The 3848-nt window shown below is 46.6% G+C and carries 5 protein-coding genes and 1 pseudogene; 4 read left to right on the top strand and 2 right to left on the bottom strand.

The genetic code is table 11. The features are described from left to right. From eutB to B3182_RS07030, 4 genes are all read left to right on the top strand, one after another. Nucleotides 1-401 (top strand): ethanolamine ammonia-lyase subunit EutB (gene eutB / locus B3182_RS07045; protein ID WP_292752096.1); only part of this gene is annotated, 401 nt, incomplete at its 5' end. Continuing rightward, nucleotides 394-1293 carry an ethanolamine ammonia-lyase subunit EutC gene (eutC, locus tag B3182_RS07040; RefSeq protein ID WP_292357381.1) on the top strand — a complete coding sequence of 300 codons (900 nt, stop codon included), beginning with the start codon at nucleotides 394-396 and terminating at the stop codon, nucleotides 1291-1293. The genes eutB and eutC, both read left to right, overlap by 8 nt. 25 nt (nucleotides 1294-1318) lie before the next feature. Beyond that, a complete protein-coding gene (locus B3182_RS07035) occupies nucleotides 1319-2686 on the top strand; it encodes an ammonium transporter (RefSeq protein ID WP_292357383.1) in 1368 nt (455 codons plus the stop codon). An 11-nt stretch (nucleotides 2687-2697) separates the two neighbouring features. Then, nucleotides 2698-2862, top strand: a complete 165-nt coding sequence (locus B3182_RS07030) for a hypothetical protein (RefSeq protein ID WP_292357384.1) — start codon at nucleotides 2698-2700, stop codon at nucleotides 2860-2862. Nucleotides 2863-2969: 107 nt separating this feature from the next. Here B3182_RS07030 and B3182_RS07025 read toward each other — a convergent pair whose 3' ends face one another. Together B3182_RS07025 and B3182_RS07020 are read right to left on the bottom strand one after the other, a co-directional pair. Then, a complete protein-coding gene (locus B3182_RS07025) occupies nucleotides 2970-3500 on the bottom strand; it encodes a DUF3280 domain-containing protein (protein WP_292357386.1) in 531 nt (176 codons plus the stop codon). Between the two features lie 111 nt (nucleotides 3501-3611). Then, nucleotides 3612-3848: pseudogene (locus tag B3182_RS07020) on the bottom strand (alpha/beta hydrolase); the annotation flags it as partial.

Genomic DNA, 3848 nt, shown 5'->3' with positions numbered 1-3848 from the left:
AGTTTGATGGCAAAGAGATCATTCGCGCCGGTCTGGAAGATCATTTCTGCGGCAAGTTATTAGGGCTGCCAATGGGCTGTGATGTCTGCTACACCAATCATGCCGAAGCCGATCAGAATGATATGGATAATCTGCTGACCTTGCTTGGTACGGCCGGCTGCTCATTTGTGATGGGCATTCCCGGCTCAGATGACATCATGCTCAATTATCAGACCACCTCATTTCATGATGCGTTATATGCCCGACGGGTGTTGGGTCTGGGTGCCGCGCCAGAATTTGAAGCGTGGCTGGAAAAAATGCAAATCATGAGTAACGCTGGACTGGCCCAACTCACCAATCATTTACCTCCAGCCTTCGCCGGTTCACTGAACAGCTCAGCGGTGAGGCATTTTCATGGTTGAAGATAAAGACGTGCTGATAACGGATCAATACAAAGCTGATGAAGACATGGTGACGCATAATCCATGGCGTCAGTTGAGACAGTTCACTGCGGCACGTATTGGTCTTGGTCGTGCCGGGGTCAGTACGCCAACCCGGGAATCTCTGGAATTTCAACTGGCTCATGCCCAGGCTCGTGATGCGGTGCATACCGAGCTGGATGTTGAAACCTTGCAACAGCAGCTGCTCCAGTTGCAGCAGGATTTTCCACAAATCACTCCTCAACCGCCACTGATATTACATAGTCGAGCCATCGATCGTGTGACCTATCTGCAACGTCCTGATTATGGACGACAGTTGGATGAGGAAAGTTTTACCAGCCTGAAACCATATTACACAAAAACGCCTTATGACCTTGCGCTGGTCATTGCTGACGGCTTATCTGCCACTGCGATTCATCAAAATGTCGTGCCTTTTATTAGCGCTTTGCTGCCGATATTAATCGACGGCATTGAGGACTTCACACTGGCACCGATCACCTTGGTTCAACAGGGCCGCGTGGCCATTGGTGATGATATCGGAGAAGCACTTAATGCCAAGGCGGTATTGATGCTGATTGGCGAACGTCCCGGTCTCAGTTCGCCGGACAGTCTTGGCTTATATATGACCTGGTCGCCCAACCGTGGCCTGACCGATGACAAACGAAATTGTATCTCCAACGTGCGGCAAGCAGGGCTTTCCTATGCTACTGCAGCACACAAATGCCTTTATCTGCTGAGTGAAGCTCGCAGGCTCCAGTGTTCTGGTGTTGCTATCAAGGATCGATCGCTTGAAAAAGTCCTTGATAGCAGCGCCGTTCAAACCAGCTTTTTGCTGGACAACAAAGTTGACCGAAAAGGGGTAAACGGGAAATGACTTTAACTAAAATGAGGATAGTAAGATGGAAAACTCGCCAACACTAGAATCCTTGCAGGCAGCGTTAGATGCCCAGCAAGCTGTATTCGAAATGCATCAGGCCATGAATGTAGAAGTTTTTTATTGGTGGTGTACTGCCATCATGTTAATGATACATGCAGGCTTTCTGGCCTATGAAATGGGCGCTTCACGAAGTAAAAACGCACTTGCAGCCGGTATCAAGAATATTCTTGCTATCGCACTGATTATTCCGGCATTTTATCTGTTTGGCTGGTGGATTTATAACGCATTTCCTAATGGTTTTGTCCCGATTGAAGCAGCAGCTGCATTACCATGGGCTGCCAGTATGGGTCCTGATGTTCAGGATATGGGAACCGGGATTTTCTGGGCAGCATTTGCCTTATTCGGGGCCACAACCGGGTCAATACTCTCCGGGGCGGTTATTGAAAGGATACGGGTCAGTGCGTTTCTGATACTGACTATTTTCCTGGGTGGTGTGGTCTGGATTATGGCAGGCGCATGGGGCTGGCATCCAGATGGCTGGTTGTTAACCGAATTTGGTTATCACGATGTCGGTGCTTCTGGCGTTGTACATGCTGTAGCGGGTTTCTTTACTCTGGGTGTTTTGATGAACCTGGGTGCTCGTAAAGGCAAGTTCATTGACGGTGTGCCACAAATCATTTCTCCTCACAGCCTGCCAATGACATTGATTGGCCTGATGATGATTATCTTTGGTTTCTTCGGGTTCCTAGGTGGTTGCATCATCTTTAATGGTGGTGAGACAGGTTGGACCACAATTTATGGAACACCTACTAACCTTTCAGCATTTGCTTTTAATACGCTGATGGGATTTGCCGGAGGTATTATTGGTTGCTACATCGCTACACGTGACCCATTCTGGACCATGTCTGGTGGTCTGGTCGGTATTATCTCTGTAGCAGCTGGTCTGGATATCTATTCTCCTTCACTTGCGTTCATTATTGCCGTGACTACCGGTATCGTGGCAGTTCAATTTGCCAAGTTCCTGGAAAAACGTGGTATTGATGACGCGGTCGGCGCTGTCAGTGTTCATGGTTTCACAGGTGTTGTTGCGGTTGTTCTGGTCGGTGTATTTGCCGGTGGAACACCTAATGCAGAAGGTTTACCGGAAATTAGCTTCGTTGGCCAGCTCATCGGGGCTGCAGTAATGGGGCTGATGGGCTTTGTACCAGGGTATGGCTTGTCATTCTTACTGAAAAAAGCCAACAGCCTGCGTGTACCTGAAGCTTGCGAAGATATCGGTATTGATGAGGTTGAACTCCTGGCTAAACCTTATCCGGAAGGCGGCGTACCCGCTATGACGGATCTGACCACCAGTGAAGTGCCTAACAAATTAGCCAATTCTGAAACCTAAGGAGCATTATTATGGGAAGTTCAATTACAACCTGGGAAAACGTCGGTGCCTATTTTACCTTTGCAGATAACCCTTTTGCTTTGGTGCTATTTGCAATCGGCACAGCCGCCATTATTGCCGGATTGATTATTTCAATTATCCGTCATGAAAATGCGGCGTTTGAAAAAATTAAGTAGGGTTTATTCCTGCTTTATGTGCAGGGTTAAAAATTACTTTAATTCATAAAAAAACCCCTGCTTAAAGCCGGGGTTTTTGTTGGTAAAGCAGATAAAAAGACCCTAAATTAATCTCTATTCCAGTCCTTTAAATCACGCATGGCATATTTAATTGCACGTTCCCAAGCCTGATCAGTGTTGCCACGAAAATCATAGGATTTACGCTTGATCAGCTTTCCTGACTCTACTTCTTTAAACTCAACATGTAATGTTGAAATCAGATGACTCATACGAAATACATTTGGCACAATCACCAACTCTGCACCCAGCTCTTTCGCTAAGGTAAGTTCACAACCATTGCAATAATGCAGATCGTGCTTTTCATCAAACGCTTTAACTTTCGCCAGAGAATCGGCATCGTTGATGATATTAAACTGCGTCTTATCGTCTAATTCATTTCGCAGATGTTCACTGAACTTGGCAATCTTTTCTGCGTTCTCGGCTTTATCGCCGGTTACTGAGCTATCTCCAGTAATCAGAATATCCAGCACCAGAGTCTTATAGTCATGCTTCTGATAGTCATCGGCCATGACAGAGGCAGCACTGACAAACAATATCAACGCCAGGAAGTATCTGGTTGCACGGGTCATTAACGGCATACGGTTCTCCTAAAATACGATTACTCACCCTAACAGTGACTGCAGAAAAACCAAACAGTTTTTTGACTGCAAACAGCGGGATATTTGCCCGTTCAATAAAGTAATGATGAATTAATGCTGGAAAGTCCCGTTTTGCAGAAAATGCAGGGTCTGCGATTGCACCGTATCGTTCGCCATAATAAACGGATGTGTTTGCTCAACCACCAGAAAATCCTGCATGCCATCCAATCGTGCATTTTTGATGGAAACCTTGCCATCATCGGGTCCGGGAATCAGCGTCGATAAGATCAGATTGATCGAGCGGTTTCCAGTAATAATACCCAGTTCAAAAGTGGCTGGTCCCAACTG

This window comes from Methylophaga sp. UBA4204 (assembly GCF_002379485.1).
Lineage (GTDB): Bacteria > Pseudomonadota > Gammaproteobacteria > Nitrosococcales > Methylophagaceae > Methylophaga.
This window is presented reverse-complemented; position numbering and strand designations above follow the sequence as displayed.

Bases quoted from the DNA above. Each gene is read 5' to 3' on its own strand.
- B3182_RS07025 (WP_292357386.1), bottom strand. From the start codon at position 3,500: ATGCCGTTAATGACCCGTGCAACCAGATACTTCCTGGCGTTGATATTG.
- B3182_RS07030 (WP_292357384.1), top strand. From the start codon at position 2,698: ATGGGAAGTTCAATTACAACCTGGGAAAACGTCGGTGCCTATTTTACC.
- eutC (WP_292357381.1), top strand. From the start codon at position 394: ATGGTTGAAGATAAAGACGTGCTGATAACGGATCAATACAAAGCTGAT.
- B3182_RS07035 (WP_292357383.1), top strand. From the start codon at position 1,319: ATGGAAAACTCGCCAACACTAGAATCCTTGCAGGCAGCGTTAGATGCC.